1 protein-coding gene is annotated in these 808 nt (G+C 59.4%); it reads right to left on the bottom strand.

The genetic code is table 11. From position 1 onward, the window contains the following. Positions 1 to 185: 185 nt before the first annotated feature. Complete coding sequence (locus MFF58_RS31855; protein WP_238294330.1) at positions 186 to 380, bottom strand: hypothetical protein; 195 nt, start codon at positions 378 to 380, stop codon at positions 186 to 188. Positions 381 to 808 lie beyond the last annotated feature (428 nt).

Here is an 808-nt window from a genome sequence, read left to right as displayed (position 1 = left end):
GGAGGCGCAGCGAGCATCGTCCTCGGTCAGAACGTATCCTCTCTCTCCCGTAGCCGCGTAAACGGCGCCGCAGGCGAGGCATTCGAGGCTTTCGCCGTGGTCGTAGTCGCTGTGCATGCTCTTCCATGCCACGCTCATGCGCGGAGACCAAGCGAGGCGAGGTTCAAGCCGCACCGCGACTGCGCTCAACCTTTGGGTCGATGTTCCCGCGCCGCCCCCTCGTCAGCTACGGCCTCGACCGCGGCTATGACGTTCTCCAGTTCGGCGACTTGGCGCAGCGCGCTTCCGGCCGGCATCCCGTCACGCTCGGCCATCGCCAGGATGAGCGTGCGCTGCTGCGCCTTCAGGCATCCGAGCAGGGCGTCGAGCTTGTTGGGCATAGGCGGTCTGTAGCCGTCTTATAACCAAGGTAAGTATAATATCTTATGTTGGTATGGGTTTCAGTCGATCAATACCGACCCTGTTTTTGTAGTGGAACGGTTTTAGCTGCTAGTTAGTATCTTATTAACCGCGAGCGGTTGGAGAAATATTTCTAAACATATTTAGGGATATAACTATGATGCATAATGTTGATCTCGGGAATGCTGCCGAGCGCATTGTGGTGCAGCCATCTCTTGAACTAAGCGGCCGTGAAGCAGCAATTGATCGGACCGAGCTTCAGCTTAGCTCTGCGACTGACGTGGTCGCAGGAGCCATCCTGCCCCCCGCGCCCTTCGTGGTTGGCGGCCTGCGTCTGGACTGGGCGGCCAAGCGGAGCCTGGACGTCGGCGTGGCGGTGACGGCGCTGTTCGTGCTTCTGCCGCTGCTG

The organism is Methylobacterium longum, assembly GCF_022179385.1.
GTDB lineage: Bacteria > Pseudomonadota > Alphaproteobacteria > Rhizobiales > Beijerinckiaceae > Methylobacterium > Methylobacterium longum.
The sequence above is the reverse complement of the archived record's forward strand: the minus strand, read 5'-3'. Positions and strand labels throughout refer to the sequence as shown.